18 protein-coding genes are annotated in these 19,327 nt (G+C 34.4%); 14 read left to right on the top strand and 4 right to left on the bottom strand.

The window, feature by feature from the left end; all coding sequences use genetic code 11:
* Positions 1-38: 38 nt before the first annotated feature.
* The 3 genes from hutU to IPH11_05240 all read right to left on the bottom strand — a co-directional run bounded on the left by hutU (position 39) and on the right by IPH11_05240 (position 3,133).
* On the bottom strand, positions 39-1,697 hold the full coding sequence (gene hutU / locus IPH11_05250) for a urocanate hydratase (GenBank protein MBK6913087.1): 1,659 nt from the start codon (positions 1,695-1,697) through the stop codon (positions 39-41).
* Positions 1,698-1,785: 88 nt separating this feature from the next.
* Positions 1,786-2,034, bottom strand: a complete 249-nt coding sequence (locus IPH11_05245) for a hypothetical protein (GenBank protein MBK6913086.1) — start codon at positions 2,032-2,034, stop codon at positions 1,786-1,788.
* Entirely contained in the window at positions 2,015-3,133 is a 1,119-nt protein-coding gene (locus IPH11_05240) for an adenosine deaminase (protein ID MBK6913085.1), read from the bottom strand. Before IPH11_05240 ends, IPH11_05245 begins: the two co-directional genes overlap by 20 nt.
* Positions 3,134-3,491: 358 nt before the next feature.
* Here IPH11_05240 and IPH11_05235 point away from each other — a divergent pair, with 358 nt between their 5' ends.
* The 10 genes from IPH11_05235 (at position 3,492) to IPH11_05190 (ending at position 13,553) form a co-directional block, all read left to right on the top strand.
* Positions 3,492-3,761 carry a hypothetical protein gene (locus IPH11_05235; GenBank protein ID MBK6913084.1) on the top strand — a complete coding sequence of 90 codons (270 nt, stop codon included), beginning with the start codon at positions 3,492-3,494 and terminating at the stop codon, positions 3,759-3,761.
* Between the two features lie 119 nt (positions 3,762-3,880).
* Entirely contained in the window at positions 3,881-4,303 is a 423-nt protein-coding gene (locus IPH11_05230) for a hypothetical protein (protein ID MBK6913083.1), read from the top strand.
* A gap of 134 nt (positions 4,304-4,437) precedes the next feature.
* A complete protein-coding gene (gene nrtS, locus IPH11_05225; GenBank protein MBK6913082.1) occupies positions 4,438-4,671 on the top strand; it encodes a nitrate/nitrite transporter NrtS in 234 nt (77 codons plus the stop codon).
* Position 4,672: 1 nt separating this feature from the next.
* Positions 4,673-5,398, top strand: coding sequence for an HAD family phosphatase (locus tag IPH11_05220; protein ID MBK6913081.1), 726 nt, complete (start codon positions 4,673-4,675; stop codon positions 5,396-5,398).
* 107 nt (positions 5,399-5,505) lie between these two features.
* A complete protein-coding gene (locus IPH11_05215; GenBank protein ID MBK6913080.1) occupies positions 5,506-6,225 on the top strand; it encodes an NAD(P)H-hydrate epimerase in 720 nt (239 codons plus the stop codon).
* A gap of 59 nt (positions 6,226-6,284) precedes the next feature.
* Complete coding sequence (locus IPH11_05210; protein MBK6913079.1) at positions 6,285-7,409, top strand: anion permease; 1,125 nt, start codon at positions 6,285-6,287, stop codon at positions 7,407-7,409.
* 506 nt (positions 7,410-7,915) lie between these two features.
* Entirely contained in the window at positions 7,916-10,537 is a 2,622-nt protein-coding gene (locus tag IPH11_05205) for a glucosidase (GenBank protein MBK6913078.1), read from the top strand.
* A gap of 112 nt (positions 10,538-10,649) precedes the next feature.
* Positions 10,650-11,021 carry a GxxExxY protein gene (locus IPH11_05200; GenBank protein MBK6913077.1) on the top strand — a complete coding sequence of 124 codons (372 nt, stop codon included), beginning with the start codon at positions 10,650-10,652 and terminating at the stop codon, positions 11,019-11,021.
* 205 nt (positions 11,022-11,226) lie between these two features.
* On the top strand, positions 11,227-13,173 hold the full coding sequence (locus IPH11_05195) for a glycogen debranching enzyme family protein (protein ID MBK6913076.1): 1,947 nt from the start codon (positions 11,227-11,229) through the stop codon (positions 13,171-13,173).
* Positions 13,174-13,190: 17 nt separating this feature from the next.
* The gene (locus IPH11_05190) at positions 13,191-13,553 is read left to right on the top strand and encodes a GTPase (GenBank protein MBK6913075.1); all 363 of its coding nucleotides are present in this window, start codon (positions 13,191-13,193) and stop codon (positions 13,551-13,553) included.
* Positions 13,554-13,598: 45 nt separating this feature from the next.
* Here the strand turns inward: IPH11_05190 and IPH11_05185 are convergent, their stop codons facing one another.
* A complete protein-coding gene (locus IPH11_05185; GenBank protein MBK6913074.1) occupies positions 13,599-15,920 on the bottom strand; it encodes a hypothetical protein in 2,322 nt (773 codons plus the stop codon).
* Between the two features lie 206 nt (positions 15,921-16,126).
* Here IPH11_05185 and IPH11_05180 point away from each other — a divergent pair, with 206 nt between their 5' ends.
* The 4 genes from IPH11_05180 (at position 16,127) to IPH11_05165 (ending at position 19,327) form a co-directional block, all read left to right on the top strand.
* Entirely contained in the window at positions 16,127-16,837 is a 711-nt protein-coding gene (locus IPH11_05180; protein ID MBK6913073.1) for a Crp/Fnr family transcriptional regulator, read from the top strand.
* A gap of 103 nt (positions 16,838-16,940) precedes the next feature.
* Positions 16,941-17,210: a DUF2249 domain-containing protein gene (locus IPH11_05175; GenBank protein MBK6913072.1), complete on the top strand. Its 270-nt coding sequence runs from the start codon at positions 16,941-16,943 to the stop codon at positions 17,208-17,210.
* A 36-nt stretch (positions 17,211-17,246) separates the two neighbouring features.
* The gene (locus tag IPH11_05170) at positions 17,247-18,059 is read left to right on the top strand and encodes a DUF2249 domain-containing protein (GenBank protein ID MBK6913071.1); all 813 of its coding nucleotides are present in this window, start codon (positions 17,247-17,249) and stop codon (positions 18,057-18,059) included.
* A 2-nt stretch (positions 18,060-18,061) separates the two neighbouring features.
* Complete coding sequence (locus tag IPH11_05165) at positions 18,062-19,327, top strand: hypothetical protein (protein ID MBK6913070.1); 1,266 nt, start codon at positions 18,062-18,064, stop codon at positions 19,325-19,327.

Raw genomic sequence — 19,327 nt, 5'->3', positions numbered from 1 at the left:
AAAAAAGTTACTTCACTTAATAGGATTAATAATCACTTTTATTTTAGCATTGGAATTTGGACACCCCATTTTCTGGCATTATCAATTGCCTGTTGATAGCCGGCATCAGCGTGACGCATTATGCCCATGCCGGGATCGTAAGTCAGCACTCTTTCCAATCTTTTCTCTGCTTCTTTAGTTCCATCCGCCACAACAACCATTCCCGCATGAATAGATTTTCCAATTCCTACACCGCCGCCGTGATGAACAGAAACCCAGCTCGCACCACCGATTGCATTTAATAGTGCATTAAGAATTGGCCAATCAGCGATTGCATCACTGCCATCAATCATACCTTCAGTTTCACGATTTGGTGAAGCAACAGATCCGCAATCAAGGTGATCTCTGCCGATTACAATTGGAGCTTTGACTTTTCCATCAGCAACAAGTTGGTTAAAAATTTTTCCCATTCTTGAACGTTCGCCGTAACCGAGCCAGCAAATACGTGCGGGCAATCCCTGAAAGTGAACTTTCTTTTGCGCCATATCAATCCAATTGATAAGCTGCTTATTATCTGGAAAGGCTTCTCGTATTGCTTGATCAGTTACATAAATATCATTTGGGTCGCCACTAAGTGCAGCCCAGCGGAATGGACCTTTTCCATCACAAAACAGGGGGCGGATAAATTCAGGAACAAACCCGGGAATATCAAACGCATTTGTTAATCCATTTTCTTTTGCTTCACCGCGAACGTTATTTCCATAGTCAAAAACAATTGAGCCGCGTTTTTGAAACTCCAACATCGCGTCCACATGCTTTATAACAGTTTTTCGGGAAAGAGAAATATATTTTTCAGGATTGGATTTTCTTAACTCAATTGCTGATTCAAAACTCATATTCATTGGAACGTATCCGTTTAACATATCGTGAGCAGATGTTTGATCAGTAACGATATCGGGAATAATTCCACGCTTTAAAATTTCGTGATGAACTTCGCCTGCATTACCAACTAATCCGACAGAGATAGCCTCGCCAATTGATTTAGCGTCGAGTACAATTTTTAAAGCTTCATCAAGATTATCCGTAATTACATCAATGTAACCGGTATCAATTCTTTTTTGGATTCTTGAACGATCAACATCAACACCAAGAAAAGCAGCGCCGTTAAAAGTTGCAGCAAGTGGTTGAGCCCCGCCCATTCCGCCTAACCCGGCAGTCAAAATGAATCTGCCTTTAAGTGATCCGCTGAAATATTTTTTTGCTGCTTCGGCAAAAGTTTCGTAAGTGCCTTGTAATATTCCTTGCGTGCCGATGTAAATCCAACTACCGGCAGTCATTTGTCCATACATTGTCAATCCAAGCTGCTCGAGCCTTCGGAATTCATCCCATGTTGCCCAGTCGGGAACAAGCATTGAGTTTGAAATTATTACTCGTGGTGCATTGGTATATGTTTTAAAAATTCCAACAGGCTTTCCTGATTGAACTAAAAGTGTTTCATCATTCTCAAGATTTTTTAGCGAGGATATGATAGCTTCGTAAGCCTCCCAATTTCGGGCAGCTTTCCCTCTCCCTCCGTAAACAATTAATTCTGCTGGATTTTCTGCAACATCGGGATGAAGATTATTCATCAACATACGCATTGCAGCTTCTTGTATCCAGCCTTTGCAAGTAATTTTAGTTCCGGTTGGGGCGATTATATTTTTATGATCCGTTAACATTCTTAATCCTTAAAATGCTTTTCTAATAAATTATCATATTGATTATACAGTGATTTGTATAGCCATTTTTTCAGAAACCAGCTTTTATTCATTTCCTTTTTATAAAAGAAATGTTCTGCTCTAATTGATGAACCAATCTTATTTTTTCATCTTTAGTAAGTTTTACAACATCACCGTTAGTGTTCAGTTTTTCGAGAATTGATTTGAACGCACGCGACTCTGCAAAAAATTTAGAATCACCCTCAACTTGTTTTAATACTTGTTTGCAAAATGTTGTAACAAGTTTTTTTTCATTTTTCTCAAATTCAAAATTATAATTAGTGAAAAGTTTTTTCATGATTTCCTGAATTATTATTTAATGATAGCAGTTGTTCTCTGACTTTTTGATAGCCGGGTTTGATAATATCATAGATGTAATGCAGCCTTTCTTTATAAGGAATGAAAGCTGATTTCATTGCGTTGATTGTTATTTTTTCAAAGTCATCAAAATTCAAATTAAAATAATTTATAGCAGTTAAAAATTCCTTTGTCATAGTTGTGTCACTCATCAATCTATCATCGGTATTAATTGTAACCCGGAATTTTTCTCTATACAATATTCCGAATGGATGGTTTTCAATTTTATCCACAGCACCTGTATGCACGTTGGAAAGTAAACAAATTTCTAAGGGAATTCTTTTGTCAAGCACATATTGGGCAAGGTCGCCAAAACTTAATACGTGTCGTTCAGAATCCAACACAATGTCTTCGAGCAATCGAGTTGCATGTCCTATTCGATGTGCGCCGCACCATTGAATAGCCTGCCAAATAGAATCTTTACCGAATGCCTCACCGGCATGAATTGTAATGTTAAAATTTGCTCTTTGAATATATTGAAAGGCTTCGATATGTTTTTTGGGAGGATAACCCCCCTCTTCACCGGCAAGATCAAATCCAACCACACCCTCCTTTCTGAAATTAACAGCAAGCTCGGCAATATCTATTGTGTCTTTCATATTACGCATACCGCAAAGGATTAAACCGTAACCAACACCAAAATCGTTCTTGCCTTTTTCTAATCCTTCAAGGACAGCTTTAACCGAGTCTTCATAATACAACCCCATGCTTCTGTGATAAACTGGTGCAAATCTTGTCTCTACATATACAACGCCATCATTTTTCATGTCCTCAATCATTTCATAAGCAACTCTTGAAAGCCCTTCCTTTGTCTGCATAACTGCTGTAGTATGTTCAAATCCTTGCAGATATTCAACAAGATTGCCTTTATTTGCGCCTCGATGAAACCATTCACCAAGTTCAATTGGATTTTTTGTGGGTAATTTTTTGTATTTCAGCTCCGCCGCAAGATCAATAATTGTTTGTGGACGGAGACCACCATCAAGATGATCGTGCAATAAAACTTTTGGGACTGATTTTATGATTTGTTCTGTTGTCATTTTATTTCTTTAATTCCTTTCACAAAAATATTCTTTTAACCGTGTAAATGCAATTGTTCTTATCAATCAGTGATGTTACAATTCGTATAATTGCCTCCGGCATCTTACGATGTTGTAATGTTGTTCATTAGCTAAATGATTGGTTTACCAATAAAAATCCTTTTAAACTGATTCCGAAACTGAAATTTTTTAAGCTGGAACGACATAATTGTTACTATTGCGTAAGGTGATTTACATTACTAATTTCACTCGGTCGGTTGAAGTGCTATCTCTATACTTGTCAAAAATTTGACAACTCAATTCTTACAGGTTTGATAAAATTGAATAAAAAATAAACAAAATTAATAAGGTGTATAAAATGAAATTTAACAGCAAGCAGAAAAAAACATTTGTTATTGGAATTATGATAATTATTGCTGCAGTAATAGTCTGGGCGGGATTTGGCGGTGAGATTTTCACAAAAACTCAGGTTCTCGTCGAGAAGCAGGATGAATTATTTGGTACTACTTACAAGGAATGGAAAGATCAATTTATTCTCGGTTTAGATTATACAGTTGGTTTTAGCGGAATAGTAGCACTGGTTTCAGCGCTGATTATATTTTTCAAACGAGATAAAAATATATCATAGTCATGACTAAAATATTAATTTCAATCAGTTTAGTTGTTCTGGCTTCAGCTGGGGTTTTACTGTTATACAATAATTCTTCAACTCCGGCGAGATCGAATTAAAAGATATTAATCCATTTAGTGACTAATATCAAAAAAGAAGATGGTCCGCCTTGCGTTGCTTTCGATCTTGTTCTTGCTAATTTAAAACTTTATGGAGGAGTTGAATTACTTTTTGATGCTGAAGCTGCTTGGAACTTAAAGGTTGATAGTACGGATGGTAAAAATGATTTTGATAGATTTGAAGTGCCGATGGATTTGAAAAATCTGGTAAATGAACAATTCCATGACAGCAGCATTTTGACGTTAAAAAACTTTGGTGAGTTCTTAGAATTCCTGCATAAGAATGGAGCTGAAATATCTGTAAATGGAACATGGAATATTTTAACCGGGGGGGAAAGGTCATTAAATGGAAAATCACATATCCCTGCCTTTGTTGAACCTCTTGACCTGAAGGAATTAGCAGAGCATATAAATGGAAGCGACATTTACTATCATTATTAAAGTATAGACTAAAGCCAATTAATGAATTGTTTCTTCAGCTTCTTACTCTCAAGCGTTTATTTTTATTATTTTTATCCTGAAAACTTTTCCGGTTATATTTTTTTAAGCAATATTTTTTTATCAAATAAGTTAAAATGAAAAAACAATTTTATCTTTGCTATCGCGAAACCCTCAACAGATTGCATTTAAAGAAACATATAGTAATTGCTCTTTTTGTTGGAAGCATTTTGAACATATTAAATCAATTTGATGCAATCTCAAATTTGAATTTTGTTAATCTGAATGTATTTAAGGTTGTTATTACTTATTTGATTCCATTTTCCGTTTCAGTTTATTCTGCTGCCACTATAAATCAACAGGAAAAATAAAATGATCAAAGCAATTATCTTTGACTTGGATGGTACACTTGTGCAAACAGAAATAGTTAAAGCACATTCCTATGCAAAAGCGCTTGCGTCTATTAGTCAAAATAAAGTAACTGAAGATGAGGTAATACAAAACTTTAAAAATTATGTGGGATTATCCAGAGCTGATGTAGCCAAAAATCTTGTTAAAGATTATTGGTCTAAATTAAATTATTTATCTTCTGATTCTGTAGAAGTTGAAGATAAGTTAATTGAACATCGCTTAGAGATTTATAACACGATGCTGGAAGATCCGAATATTCTTCCAAAATACTGCTGCAAAATGACGATGGGATTTTTACATTCAGTGAAAAAAGACAATTATCTTACAGGATTGGCTACAATGTCTCACTGCAGGCAAGTTGAAAAAGTATTGGGAATTATGAACATAAAAAATCACTTTAAATTTGTTATTACCAGAGATGAAATTGAAAATGCAAAACCTCATCCAGAGATTTACCTGCGTATGAAAAATAAATTTCAGGTAGAACCCGAGGAGTGTATTGTAATTGAAGATTCGGTGGCGGGAATAAAAGCAGGACTTAGTGCTAATATGAATGTTTTTGCTGTAACTAATAGCATTACGCATGATTCTGTTCATTCATCAAAATTGCTTGATAAAAAGTTTATTATTGATAATCCAGCAGAGTTAAAAACAAGAGTTTATAATTTTATTAATTCAATTAGATAAAACTTAGTGCGCCTTGGTGATGTCCTTTGAGTACCTTCGTGGTGAAGAAGAATTAACCACTAAGTATCACGAAGGATGGCACAAAGTAGCACAAAGAAGAAACAAATATGAAATTAAAAACAGAAAATGGAATTGAAATTCCCGCAGTAACTAAAGAACAGATGATTGAAATAGATAGAATAGCTATGGAAGAAACAGGTCCGAATCTTTTTCAGATGATGGAAAACGCCGGACGAAATTTAGCAGAGCTTACGATTAAAACTTTGGGCAAAAGCTGGAACAAGTCGGAAATATTAATTCTTGCAGGAACAGGGGGTAATGGCGGCGGCGGAATTTGTGCAGCGCGACATCTTGCAAACAGAGGTGCTAAAGTTTATGTATGCATTACAGATATTGAAAAATTAAAAGATGTTCCTGCATATCAGCTCCACATTCTCAGATCAACAAACGCAAAGCAAATTAGATTTAAAGAAATATCACAACTCAATCCTGATCTGATTATTGATGCAATAATCGGTTATAGTTTAACCGGAAAACCAAAAGGCATTTCCGCTGAAATGATTGATTGGGCTTCAAACAAATTGGGAATACGAATTTCATTGGATGTTCCATCAGGCGTGAACGCAACTTCTGGTGAAAAGATGGGCACGTTTATCAATCCTGATATTACGATGACACTTGCACTGCCTAAAACAGGATTGCTTACGGAAATTACAGGTGATCTATATCTTGCTGATATTGGAATTCCTTCTAAAGTTTATGAAAAGTTAAATCTTAATTATCAATTACCGTTTAGTGAAAAATATTACATTAAACTTTTTAACTGAACGGGCAAGTTTTAATCAAATAAAAATATTTTTAATTCATTAATTATGGGAAATGGACTGTGATATTAATTCTTCTCTTTTGTGCAGCCTTATTTTTAGCATACAGCAATGGCGCTAACGATAACTTTAAAGGTGTCGCCACTTTATTTGGAAGCGGTACGACTAATTATAAAAGAGCAATAAACTGGGCAACCATCACCACATTTCTTGGATCTGTTACTGCAATTTTTCTTGCCGGCACATTAGTTAAAAATTTTTCCGGCAAAGGATTAATTCCGGATGAATTAATTCAAACGCCGGCATTCGCAGTTTCAATTGCATTAGGTGCTGCTGCAACAGTTTTCTTAGCAACAAAAATAGGAATGCCGATTTCAACAACTCACGGGTTGGTAGGTGGTTTATTAGGAAGCGGATTTCTTGCTGTTGGAACGACTTTTAATTTTTCCAAGTTGGGAGATACTTTTTTAATGCCTCTGATTGTTAGTCCGCTTATAGCACTGATATTAAGTATGTCAGCTTACGTTATACTAAGAAAGATCAGAATTGCTTCTGGAATTACAAAAGAAACTTGCTTTTGCGTTGTTGATGATTGTGATACTGTAAGTGAAGCTTCTTATCAAAGTCAATCCATTGCTCTGGATGGAGAAGCCCGCAAAAAAATTATTGTTGGAACAAATCAACAATGTATTACAACTTACACAGGAAGAATTTTCGGAATTGACGCGCAAACAATTTTAGATTATGCACATTTCGTTAGTTCGGGTGTGGTAAGTTTTGCGAGAGGTTTGAATGATACTCCTAAAATAGTTGGACTACTTTTAGTGATTAGCGCATTAGATATTAAATATGGAATGATTGCAATCGCTATTGCAATGGCAGTTGGTGGATTATTAAATGCAAAAAAGGTTGGTGTTACTGTCAGCAAAAAAATTACACCAATGGATCACGGGCAGGGATTTACTGCAAATCTTATTACTGGTTTATTAGTTACCACAGCATCAATTCACGGACTTCCGGTTTCTACAACACACGTTTCAGTTGGTTCTATTTTCGGAATCGGCACGGTGACTAAAAGCGCTGATGTAAAAGTTGTTCGGAATATTCTAATGTCATGGGCATTGACTTTACCTATTGCGGCAATATTTAGTGCAGTCAGTTATTGGTTATTGCTCAAGCTATATTAATAACTGAAGTTACGCACAGATACTTTTTAAAAGAAAAAAGGACTTGATTTGTCATTCCCACGAAAGTGGGAATCCATTTTTTAGTTCATTTTAGCACAGTAGATACCCGCTTTCGCGTGTATGACATGCCGTTTTTGTGATTTTGCGTAACTTCAGTTAATAAGTCACCTTTCGCATTTCTGTGAAACCTTTGAGGTTTGGTTAATACAATTGTTAAAATAATAGAGTAACTCTTTATTATTTCAGAAAACCTCGAAGGTTTTTTTCAATTTGCGTAACGTAGTTAATAAGTTCCCTCATGCCCAATGGCTAAACCTTGAAAGTTTTGCTAGAAATTAAATAGGATTCACCATCGCGGATTAATCAGGACAAAACTAAATTAGAAAGACCTTCAAGGTTTTACTTAACATGTTTAATGTCAATTAATTACTTTTTAAAGGATTTCGATTTGTCATTATTATGACAACATGCACACTTGCAATCTTATATATTGGAAATAAAAAATTATGAACAAAGAAAAACAAAGAATACAATCTATCAAATCTGAAAACTTGCATTGGCGTAAATGGGGACCTTACCTAACCGACCGGCAATGGGGAACTGTGCGTGAAGATTATTCGCCAAACGGAACAGCTTGGGAATCTGTTTCGCATGATGATGCACGCAGCAAAGCTTATCGCTGGGGTGAAGAGGGGATTGCAGGTATTAGCGATGATCAACAGCTTATTTGTTTTTCTGTTGCACTGTGGAATAAAAAAGATCCTATCTTAAAAGAAAGATATTTTGGATTAACCGGTAATCAAGGCAACCACGGCGAAGATGTGAAAGAGTATTATTATTATTTAGATAACACTCCAACTCACTCATATATGAAGATGCTTTATAAATATCCTCAAGCAGAATTTCCCTATCAATTACTTCTTGATGAAAACAACAAGCGAACAAAAAATGATAATGAGTTCGAGTTGATTGACACTGGTATCTTTAACGAAGACAAATACTTTGATGTGTTTGTTGAGTATGTAAAAAATTCTGAGGAAGATATTCTTATTAAAATAACAGCGCATAACCGCGGAAAAGAAAAATCAGAATTAAACATTATTCCACAAATCTGGTTTAGAAATACCTGGCGTTGGGGAAAAAGTAATTACATTCCCGAAATGTTTTTATCAGAACACAACTCAATCAAAATAATACATAAGCATCTTGGTGAATACAACTTGTACTTTGATCAATCTCCCGAAATTCTTTTTTGCGAGAATGAAACAAACAATAAGCGATTATACAATTCAGATAACATATCTAAATTTGTTAAAGATGGAATTAACGATTACATCACACAAAAAAATAAGCAAGCTGTAAATCCAGCTAAAACCGGAACTAAAGCAGCGTGCAATTTTGATCTGCAAATAGATGGAGGATCTTCCGTCTCAATTAATTTAAGATTAAGCAAAGTTTCAATTCAGAATCCATTTAATGATTTTGAGAAGATATTTGAGCTTAGAAAAAAAGAAGCTGATGAATTTTATTCTGAAGTTCAGAAAGACATTAAAAATCAGGATGCAAAAAATGTTCAGCGGCAGGCGTTTGCCGGGATGCTGTGGAGTAAACAATATTTTTATTATGATGTGGAAGAATGGATAAACGGTGATAAGGGGCAGCCTAAACCTCCCAAGCAGCGTGAAGATGGAAGGAATAATGACTGGACTCATCTTAACAATGCCGATATAATTTCAATGCCCGATAAATGGGAGTATCCGTGGTATGCAACCTGGGATTTAGCTTTTCACTGCATTCCTTTTGCAATGATAGATCCTGAATTTGCAAAAGAACAGTTAATACTTTTTACACGCGAATGGTATATGCATCCGAACGGGCAATTGCCTGCGTACGAATGGAATTTTTCCGATGTCAATCCACCTGTGCATGCCTGGGCAACGTGGCGCGTTTTTAAGATTGATCAAAAACTTCGGGGAAAACCTGATACTGATTTTCTAGAAAGAGTATTTCACAAACTATTAATAAACTTTACATGGTGGGTTAATAAAAAAGATCACGATGGGCATAATATTTTTCAGGGTGGATTTCTTGGTTTAGATAACATCGGTGTTTTCGATAGAAGCACACAGCTTCCAACCGGCGGACATCTGGATCAGTCCGATGGTACAAGTTGGATGGCAATGTTTTCACTTAATATGCTTCGTATTTCTCTCGAGCTTTCTAAAACAAAACCAATCTATCAGGATTTAGCCACAAAATTTTTCGAACACTTTTTATACATCGCACAATCAATGACAAATATGGGATGCAAAGGAGTTGGTCTTTGGGATGATGAAGATGGGTTTTATTATGATGCTCTTCATCTTGATGAAAAAATATTTCATTTGAAGATTCGCTCAATGGTTGGATTGATTCCACTTTTTGCGGTGGAAGTTCTTGAACCTGAATTAATGCAGCAAGTACCTGAGTTTGAGTTAAGATTAAATTGGTTTTTAAAAAACAAACCGGAGATGGCAAAACTTGTTTCGAGATGGAATGATAAAGGGATGGGAGAACGGAGACTTCTTTCTTTGTTAAGAGGGCATCGAATGAAAAAATTATTTAAGCGAATGCTTGATGAAACCGAATTTCTATCTGATTATGGAATACGTGCACTTTCAAAATATCACGAACAAAATCCTTATCAGCTAAAACTCGATGAAAAAAAGTTTGAGGTAAAATACACTCCGGCAGAATCTGACAGCGGTTTGTTTGGCGGCAATTCAAATTGGCGCGGACCAATTTGGTTTCCTGTAAATTTTTTAATTCTCGAATCAATGTACCGGTTTCATCATTATTACGGGGATGATTTTAAAATTGAATGTCCAACTAACTCCGGAAATTTTGTAACCATAAAAGATGCTGCCGATGAACTTGCAAATAGATTATCAAAATTATTTCTAAAAGATAAAACAGGTTTGCGTCCGGTGTTTAAATATAACAGCAAGATTCAGAATGATCCGCACTTTAAGGATTATGTTTTATTTCATGAATATTTTCATGGTGATTCAGGCAGAGGTGTTGGAGCTTCACATCAAACCGGCTGGACAGGATTAATTGCAAAAATATTACAGCCAAAAAGTAAATAAAAAACTTAGTGCGCCTTTGTGACGAACTTTGAGCGCCTTTGTGGTGAAGAAGAATTAACCACGAAGTATCACTAAGGATTTCACGAACTAACAAAAAAGAAGGAGTACTATTATGAATCAAGAAGAAATATTTAAGAAAATATTAGATTGTTCTTTTCAAGTGCACACAGCACTTGGTCCGGGTTTACTTGAAAGTGCTTATGAAGAGTGTTTGTACTTTGAACTTGTTAATGCTGGATTAAAAGTTGAAAAACAAAAACCGCTGCCTCTTGTTTATAAAGAAGTAAAGTTAGATGCTGGTTATAGAGTTGATCTATTGGTGGAGAATTGTATTATCGTTGAAATAAAATCTGTTGAAGCCTTAGCGGATATTCATTTAGCACAGATACTTACTTACTTAAAACTTTCTAAATGTCGCTTAGGTCTTTTAGCAAATTTTAATGTAAAGCATCTTAAAGAAGGAATTAAACGAGTGATAATGTAAAACTAATTCTTTGTGCGCCATTATGATGAAGAAGAACTAACCACAAAGTATCACAAAGGATTTCACAAAGTAACACAAAGTAAAAAATTCTTAGTGCGCCTTAGCGATGTACTTTGAGTGCCTTTGTGGTGAAAAAGCTTTTACCACAAAGTATCACTAAGGATTTCACAAAGTAGTACGAAGAAATATTTTAAGGAATAATTTTATGAATACTATAAATAGAGAAACACTGAATGATTTTTCTAAATCATCAAGATTAGAATGGATTGACACAAACGGACTTGGCGGGTACGCAAGTTCAACGGTGCTTGGTTTAAATACTCGCCGCTATCATGGACTGCTTGTAGCCGCACTTAATCCACCAGTTGAAAGAGAAGTAATAGTATCTAAACTTGATGAAACTCTGATCATAAAAAACAAATCTTACGAACTTTCCACAAATCAATTTCCCGGCAAAGTCCATCCTGAAGGTTATAAATATTTAGTTGAATTCAACAAAGATTTATTCCCGGAATTTATTTATCAAGTATGTCAGGTTAAGATTAAAAAAACAATCTCTTCTATCCACTGCAAAAATTCCACAACGGTTATTTACGATATTTTAGATGCGGAGGATAGCTTTACTCTTCACTTATCTCCATTTATTGCGATGCGCGATTTTCATTCACTTAGAAAAGCTAACGATAATATTCGTTCTGAATATTCATTTCAAAATGGAATGTTCGAATTAAAATTTAACAGCCATCCAAATTCTCTTTATGCAAATATTAGCAAAGGAGATTTTGTGTCTCAGCAGGATTGGCACTACAATTTTGAATATCTCGAAGAACTTGATCGCGGTCTTGATTATCGTGAAGACCTGTTTAAACCGGGATACTTTAAAGTAAATCTGAATAAGGGTGATAAGGTGGTAATCACATTTTCTACAAATCCAAATACCAGGGATTGCCTGGCTGTTTTTAATCAGGAAAAATTAAGACGTGAAAAGATAATTGAAAAATCTAAAGACGATGAAATATTAAAAAATCTTACACTCGCCGCCGATCAGTTTATCGTTAATAGAAAAGCAATGGGTAAAACTGTTATAGCCGGTTATCATTGGTTTTCGGATTGGGGTCGGGACACTATGATTGCATTATCCGGATTAACATTAACTACAAATCGCTTTAATGATGCGCAAAGTATTCTTGAAACTTTTGCAAACTCGATGGATAGGGGAATGATTCCAAACAGATTTCCTGATCGAGGCGAAGCACCTGAATACAATACTGTTGATGCAACACTCTGGTTTTTTATCGCAGCAAAAAAATACCTTGATGCAACAAATGATTTTTATTTTGTTCGGGAAACACTTTACCCGCGTTTTAAAAAAATAATTGAATGGCATCAGAAAGGAACGCGTCACAATATTCACGAGGATTATGATGGTTTACTTTACGCAGGTGAGCCTGGAGTTCAGCTAACCTGGATGGATGCTAAAATTGGGGATTGGGTTATTACACCACGCCAAGGCAAAGCATTTGAAATAAACGCTCTCTGGTATAATGCGTTGATGATCGCTGCTTATCTTGCAGATATGTTTAATGACAAAGAATGCATTACGATGTTTAAAGAAAAGACAAAGCAGATATATAAAAGTTTTAATGAAACATTTTGGAATGAAGATGCGGGCTACTTATATGATTACGTTGATGCTGATTACAATGATTCATCATTTCGTCCGAACCAGCTTTATGCGGTTAGCCTTCCTCATAAATTAATGGATAAAGAAAAAGCAAAAGCTATTGTTGATAAGGTTTATGAAAAACTTTACACGCCATTTGGATTAAGAAGTCTTTCTCCGGATGATAAAAATTATAAATCAATTTATACCGGCGACCAATATTCCCGTGACGCTGCTTATCATCAAGGAACAGTTTGGAGCTACCTGCTCGGTGCTTTTGCAGATGCAATCGAGTATGCTTATCCTGAAGAGAAAAATGAAAGAATAAAAAAAATAATTGAAGATTTTATTCCACATTTATCAACTGTAGGATTGGGAACTATATCAGAAATATTTGATGGTGATTATCCAAACAACCCAAAAGGATGTATTTCACAGGCGTGGAGCGTAGCTGAGTTTTTAAGAATTTATAAGAAGTATGGAAAATAAACCTGTTTAGAAATTAAATGGAGACTCAATTTATATATAATGCTAAAGGCGGAGCCGCTAATTCTTTGTTTGATTTAGCACACAAAATAATTTCACCGGAAACATATCAATGCAACTTATGCAAGATTACTCACGGTGCATTTATAGAAAACAAAAAGTTTAGAGAGTTAAAGGAAAAGTATAACATTACGCTTTGGCACATTGATGATTATGAAGCTAAGAATTCTAAAGAGAAGCTTTATCCGATAATTATTTTTCGGAATGGGAATGATGTTGAGATCGGAAGGATCAATACTCATGAAATAAATTCGATCCGTAATATTAATGCGCTTGAATTTTTACTGAAGACTTTTACTAATCCTGATATCAAAATTCAATAATAATTTTTCCCATTGAATATGAAAAAATTTATCAGCTCATAAATTTCAAAATTGTTGATACCATTTTTTAATCACCTTTTCTGTCCCGTCATTATTCGGAGAGTATAAATCAAACCCTTCGCCGAAAGTAAATCCCTTGTATTCTAAATAAGTGGGCCACTTCCACCAATAAATTCCTGCGAGCCAATCTTCATCTTGAATAGCTGTAAACAAAGCTTCATAACATCTTGCCTGATTTATAAGATTTACCTGATCACGACCATCTTTTTCAAGTGCAGTTTTCCATGGTGCATTTGAAGCCCTAAAACCAGCTTCGGTAAAGATCACCGGCGTGTTAAATTTTTTATGAACCGTTTTTATTTTTTTAAGAACAGCTTCTGCGCCGTTTAGCAATTCCTGATCTGTGGGATTATCTTTATCACTGATTGGATAATATTCGCTAAGCCCGATGTAATCAAAGTGATCCCAGAAAGTCAGTTTCTCAAATTCATTACCCCAATTTGGAGCATAAATAATTTTACCCGAATAAATTTTTCTAATCTTATTTGATAGCTCAATCCATGCGTGCTCATTTCCAACGGAAGCTTTTGAAAATTCATTTCCGATAACGAAAAGCGGCACGTGATATATTTCTGCAAACATTGCATAGTGCATTATCCATTTTGTATAGTAAGCAAAGAAAAGTTTCCAATCCTTTTCTGATTTCATTTCAATCGTACCGGGCCAATTACTTTCTCCTAAATAAATATGAGGCTTTAACATTGCGGTCAAATTTAGATCGCGAGAAGCTTGCATCAAGTTGATCATACTCTCAATGCTCTCGCCCTCTGCAAATTCCCAGAATTTAAACTCAATTGGGTTATTTGGATCGCGCATGTAAGTAAATGGCGTCATCGAAAAAGAATTAGCTCCAAGTGTTTTCATTTTCTTTAATGATTCAACTGCTTTTTGAGAAGCGTAGCCGTTATAAATTTGATAACCAACGTGCGCAAAGCAAAAACCTTTCTGAAAGGAGGGTAGTTTCAGTTCATCTATCCAATTATCTTTTTCAATTTGTGATTTATAATTCGAAGATAATTTTGAAAGATAGGAATGCCACTGTCCTTCCAATTGATTAATGTCATCCGAATCAAAATCCCAGCTCGAATAGTTTGATAGAAAATAATCACTGCTGTATTTATCAATCAGGAAAGAAACAAAACCTCCTGCAAGCGGCTGATAAATTAAATATGAAGTAAACTCGAGTTCATCTTTATCAAATAATTCCTTTAATGGCGGAATATTATTCGATAAGAAAATTTTTGATGCCCAATACTCGTAACCCTTTCCACGCCAATTATTAGACAAATAAATTGAAAGTCCTTCTTCCAAAAATTTTGAATTCGCTTTGCCTAAATAATGCCGGGATAGCAATAATGCATTTTCAGAAAAATCATTTCCGTTTATAAAATCATTTAAGACAAGGTTAATGGATGAATCCTTTTGATTTATAAAATTTAATTGTGTATTTCCGCTGATTAATCCTTCATCCTCAAAACTTTTATAAATATGTATGTCAGTCTTTTTGTTCATGAGCAGCGAGTTAAAAAATTTATTTGTTGTTTCGAATAGTGAATCGTTCCTGGCTGCTTCTTTGTGAATTTGATCGGCATCAAACTCATTAAAATGAATAATATAATTGTAATGCGAACTGATGTCAGTCAATTCATGTTTCTGCCTTGAAAAATTTCTTGAGGAAGATTCATCAATAACCCAATTATGCTCGCTGTTATATTTATAGAAGCCGAGAAACTCCCGCTCACTGTTTTTAGAAATGCTTAAATCGCCGATAAAGTTGAAAGATAAATTGGAATAAACATAGTTGTTATTATTGCCTGAAAATATCATAAGCAATTTATCAGGGTTGAAAGGATTGCGGGAGATTAACGAAACAGTTTCATCTTTGCCTGTGTATTCGTTATCGTTAAAAAAAAATTTATTCGCTTGAAATTTGACGAAAAGGTGTTCGTTCAAATTCTGTAAAATTTTATTCGAGCTGTATGATCCAATAATTATCAATGCCGAACTTTTTAATTCTTCATCACTTACTTTATCAGCCATTTTGATTGTAACCTTCGGAAAAAAATAATTTTGTTTTAGGCTTTCAATCACTTGAAGATATTTTAAAGTATCGGCAGGATTATCAACTCCATAAATCAGCAGAGCACCCTCTTCCGATAGTGAGTTCATAAGCGAATGTTTTTCATCAGATATCGAGTCATACTTAATTTTCGGAATTGATTCAGCGCTTGAGTTGTAGTTGCAATTAGTTAAAATAAAAATAAGACTTAAAAAAACTGATATGGAGAAAATAGATTTAACTATCAAAGAATCCTCGTTGGTATTTAATCAATGAATCAATTACTTATTCTGACTTCAAAATAATATTATTAGTTAATTCATAAAATGAAAGAAAATTGAGTTTGATTCCTTTTATTTTAATTGCGTAATAACCACAATGTTTATTATTTACACTTAAGAAAATAATATTATTTTTAACAAATTCTTGTCGTGTCGAAGACGCAATGCGAAATATGAATCAGTTATCATCAACAATTGAGAATGAAGGAAAAAAATCTACACTAAGAGATATTCCATTATTTTCTGAACTAAGCATTGAACAATTACGAAAAATTTCTTCATTCAGTAAATTAAAAAGCTTTAATAAGCATGAACTAATATTTAATAAAGATGATTTTTATTTGGGATTCTATATTCTGCTAAAAGGTAGTGTAAAAGTTTTTAAAATATCGAGTCAGGGAAAAGAATCTGTTGTGCACCTTGTTCGTCCATTAACCGCGTTTGCAGATATCCCTTTATTTGAAGGCGGAAACTACCCAGTTAGTGCTGAGGCACTTGAGGAAAGTTTAACTCTCTTTATTCCGAAAGAAAAATTTCTTGAACTTATCTGCAAAGAGCCTGAGATTTCATTAAAGATGTTAGCCGGATTTGCCAAAAGGTTAAAAGCACTCGTTAATCAGATCGAGGATCTTTCCTCAAAAGAGGTGACTAATCGTTTGTCAAAATATTTATTAAAAGAAATAAAAACTTCCGGAACGGAAAAATTGCCTGAACCATTTGTTAAACTGACAATTCCAAAATCCACAATTGCTTCTTATCTTGGAACAATAACTGAGACATTATCACGCTCATTCAAAAAACTGCAGGATGAAGGGATAATCCGTGTTAACGGAAAAAAGATTTTTGTAAATGATATGAAACGATTAAAGGACCTGGCTAAGTAAAAATATTTTCATCAATTCCGAACCGCTTTACTTCAATTCCAAATCTATCTTTAAAAAGCACTAAATCTGACTTAAGTCAAGGAAATTCTATATTGTATCTGCTATGTTTGGATTAGAACAATCTATAAAACAAAAGGAGTTTAATTTGGAATTAAAACAACTTGATATTCGTCCAGTTCCCGTTCGTGAAAAACATCCAACAATTTTTGCAACTTTCGATGAACTAAAAAATGGCGAAGGATTTCAATTGGTTAATGATCACGATCCAATGCCGTTATATTATCAGTTTAATGCTGAAAGACCGAATCAGTTTGGTTGGGAGTACGTGGAAAAGGGTCCTGAAGTTTGGCGCGTTAATATTTCTAAAAAATAAACTCGTAGCACAGATTTTAATCTGTGCATCTCGTTTATGATAACCAAGGATTTAAAAATATCGAAAATGCTTTCTGAGCATCCCCAAACTCTGGATGTGTTGATAAAAGTTAGTCCGCATTTTAAAAAGTTGAATAATAAAATTCTCAGAAAGACATTTGCAAGCAGAGTAACAGTTGAGCAAGCAGCTTCAATTGCAGGTGTGGATTTATACAACCTGCTTTTCGAATTAAATAAAATAATAAATATTTCTACTGAACTTGAAAAAATCCAAAGTAAGAAAATGAATAACGAAGAAACAAAAAATCAAAAACCGAACATTATTGATCAAATCAACGCGGAAAAAATTCGTCAACTTGATGTCCGTCCGATATTGGAATCAGGCGTTGACCCTTTTCAAAATATTATGGCTGCTGTAAAGGAAATAAAAGATGATGAAGTGTTATTAATCATAAATTCTTTTGAACCTATTCCTCTTTATTCTGTATTAGCTAAAAAAGGTTTTGAACACTGGACTGAAAAAGAAAACGGTTTGTTTAGAATTTATTTTTATAAAAATAAGGAAGCAGTTCAGAATGATAATTCTGAAAAGCAGAAAACATCTTTAAATGAAACTGATTATAAAAATGTAATTGAATTAGATGTGCGGGAACTTGTTCCACCTGAACCAATGATAAAAATACTTGAAACGCTGCCGCAGGTTGATGAGAATACTCTTCTGTTAGTTCATCATCACCGCGAACCGATGATGCTTTATCCTAAGCTGGAAGAAAGAGGGTACGAAGCAGTATCAAATAAAATTGAAGAAAATTATTATAAGGTCGTAATAACGAAAAAGAGGAATGCTTAATTATGATTCAATCCGAATCAATAGTTTCTGCTTATGCGCCTCCTTTTAGAATTGTTGCGAAATATTTTACCGCAGCTATAATTTCCTTTGTTGTTCTTAACCTGCTTTTATTACTCAACTATTCTTCAATTGACGGGCATCATTTTCAGCCAAAAATATTATCAATCAATCACGTTGCAACACTTGGCTGGATAACGATGATAATTTTTGGTGCGATGTTTCAGCTTGTTCCGGTTGTGCTTGAAACAAAATTGTTCAGCGAAAAACTTGCTGAGATTCAATTCTGGATTTACATGCCCGGTGTTATCGGTCTGGTTTATTGCTTCTGGGTTTTTGATACCGGAATTATTATGACGGCATCCGCAATACTTCTTAATCTTGCAATGTCCATTTTTTCATTCAACATAATCGCTACAATGAAAAGCGTAAAGAAGTGGAATGTTACAGCATGGTATCTCGCCTCAGCAATTTTTTATTTGATTGTTACTGCAATTGCCGGATTATTACTGGCAATTAATCTTTGGACACCGTACATAAAATTAGATCATCTTCAATATCTAAATTTGCATGCACACATTGCTTTTATCGGCTGGGTTTCAATGGTGATTATGGGAGTTTCATTCAAGCTTATCCCGATGTTTACACTCTCGCATGGCTTTGCGCTTACAAATGGAAATCGGGCATTATGGATGATCAACATTGGTCTGCTCGGCATTTCTACAATAATGCATTACAAAGACACTACTTTTCTTTACTACATTTTCATCGCATTAATAGTTTTAGGAATATTATTTTTTCTACTTCAAATTAATATCATCTTTAAAAACAGAATCAGAAAAAAGTTTGATATTGGGATCAGGTTTTCTTCAGTTGCATACTTGATGTTCGGACTAACAACTTTGCTTGGTACCTTTATTGCTTTTGTTGATTATGAAAATATTATCAACATAACTTTAGTTTATGGTTATATGATAATCTTCGGTTTTATATCAATACTGATTGTTGGGCAAATGTACAAGATCGTTCCGTTCCTCGTATGGTATCATAAATACAGCAGTAAAGTCGGTATTGAAAAAGTCCCAATGTTAAAAGATATGTTTAATGAAAAGTCTGCACAGGTTGGATTCTATTTAATGATTACAGCGATTTTTGGATCTCTATATTCATTATCGTTTAGAAGTGAAACAGGATTGTTGATTTCATTTTCATTGATGTTCATCAGTTCAATAATTTTTTTATTCAATATGATAACAATTTTCAGAAAGTAA

Source organism: Ignavibacteriales bacterium (assembly GCA_016709155.1).
In the GTDB taxonomy this organism is placed as follows: domain Bacteria; phylum Bacteroidota; class Ignavibacteria; order Ignavibacteriales; family Ignavibacteriaceae; genus JADJEI01.
The sequence above is the reverse complement of the archived record's forward strand: the minus strand, read 5'-3'. Positions and strand labels throughout refer to the sequence as shown.

Bases quoted from the DNA above. Each gene is read 5' to 3' on its own strand.
- hutU (MBK6913087.1), bottom strand. From the start codon at position 1,697: ATGTTAACGGATCATAAAAATATAATCGCCCCAACCGGAACTAAAATT.
- IPH11_05245 (MBK6913086.1), bottom strand. From the start codon at position 2,034: ATGAAAAAACTTTTCACTAATTATAATTTTGAATTTGAGAAAAATGAA.
- IPH11_05240 (MBK6913085.1), bottom strand. From the start codon at position 3,133: ATGACAACAGAACAAATCATAAAATCAGTCCCAAAAGTTTTATTGCAC.
- IPH11_05235 (MBK6913084.1), top strand. From the start codon at position 3,492: ATGAAATTTAACAGCAAGCAGAAAAAAACATTTGTTATTGGAATTATG.
- nrtS (MBK6913082.1), top strand. From the start codon at position 4,438: ATGAAAAAACAATTTTATCTTTGCTATCGCGAAACCCTCAACAGATTG.
- IPH11_05220 (MBK6913081.1), top strand. From the start codon at position 4,673: ATGATCAAAGCAATTATCTTTGACTTGGATGGTACACTTGTGCAAACA.
- IPH11_05215 (MBK6913080.1), top strand. From the start codon at position 5,506: ATGAAATTAAAAACAGAAAATGGAATTGAAATTCCCGCAGTAACTAAA.
- IPH11_05205 (MBK6913078.1), top strand. From the start codon at position 7,916: ATGAACAAAGAAAAACAAAGAATACAATCTATCAAATCTGAAAACTTG.
- IPH11_05200 (MBK6913077.1), top strand. From the start codon at position 10,650: ATGAATCAAGAAGAAATATTTAAGAAAATATTAGATTGTTCTTTTCAA.
- IPH11_05195 (MBK6913076.1), top strand. From the start codon at position 11,227: ATGAATACTATAAATAGAGAAACACTGAATGATTTTTCTAAATCATCA.
- IPH11_05190 (MBK6913075.1), top strand. From the start codon at position 13,191: ATGGAGACTCAATTTATATATAATGCTAAAGGCGGAGCCGCTAATTCT.
- IPH11_05180 (MBK6913073.1), top strand. From the start codon at position 16,127: ATGAATCAGTTATCATCAACAATTGAGAATGAAGGAAAAAAATCTACA.
- IPH11_05175 (MBK6913072.1), top strand. From the start codon at position 16,941: ATGTTTGGATTAGAACAATCTATAAAACAAAAGGAGTTTAATTTGGAA.
- IPH11_05170 (MBK6913071.1), top strand. From the start codon at position 17,247: ATGATAACCAAGGATTTAAAAATATCGAAAATGCTTTCTGAGCATCCC.
- IPH11_05165 (MBK6913070.1), top strand. From the start codon at position 18,062: ATGATTCAATCCGAATCAATAGTTTCTGCTTATGCGCCTCCTTTTAGA.